Below are 859 nucleotides of genomic sequence, written 5' to 3' on the forward strand. Positions count from 1 at the left end.
GCGCGGCGCGGGTTCTCGCGACCGACAGCTTCACCTGGACCCATCCCAGGTTCCGCGGCCAGGAGACCTTCGAGCTGGCGCGCGACGAGCTCGGCCTCGACGTCGAGATGCTGCTGATTGACCCGACACAGATCACGCCGCAGCTCGGCAACTTCGACATCGTGATGTTCCTCGGCGTCTTCTACCACCTCTTCGATCCGATCGACGTGATGCAGCGCGTGCGCTCCGTCACCGGCCAGCTCCTGTTGATCGAGACGCATCAGGACCTGGCCGACCGCACCCAGCCGGGCATGGTTTTCTACCCCGGCGCGACCCTGAACAACGATCCCACCAACTGGTGGGGCCCGAACCCCGCGCTGATGCTGCACCTGCTGCAGCAGCTCGGCTTCACCCGGATCCTGTACCGCCACTACCCCACTCCACCGGGCACGCCGATGACCCGCGGCATCTACGCCTGCATGACGCCCGAGGCCGATCCTGCGCTCACGGCCGGCTTCGGCACCGAGTGGCGGGAGCTGGATGCGCCCGGCATGGTTCCCGCCCTCGCGGCCCAGGTGCGGGCTTGACCAACATGGCCCTTCCCGACGCCGAGCTGGCCACCGCCGTCGCCTCCCATCGCTGGCTGCAGAGCATCCGCCTGCGCCCGGACCTCGTGACGCCGGGCGTCCGGGGCGAGGCGGACCTCGCGAAGATGGAACAGGCGCTGTTCGGGCCGATCAACCTCGACGGCGCCGAGGTGATCGAGGTCGGCGCCTGGAACGGCGCCTTCAGCCTGGCCGCCAAACGCCGCGGCGCTTCGCGGGTGCTGGCGACCGACCATCTGGCCTGGACCCTGCCCGGCTCCACAGCCAAGGGAGCG

Annotated in this window: 1 protein-coding gene and 1 pseudogene; both read left to right on the forward strand. The window is 69.6% G+C overall.

From position 1 onward, the window contains the following. On the forward strand, positions 1-566 hold a 566-nt coding region (locus AC1DWF_RS33220), incomplete at its 5' end, for a class I SAM-dependent methyltransferase (RefSeq protein ID WP_476842760.1). Then, positions 563-859 (forward strand): annotated as a pseudogene (locus tag AC1DWF_RS33225) (hypothetical protein); the annotation flags it as partial. The gene AC1DWF_RS33220 and the pseudogene AC1DWF_RS33225, both read left to right, overlap by 4 nt.

This window comes from Aminobacter sp. P4_D5 (assembly GCF_056401815.1).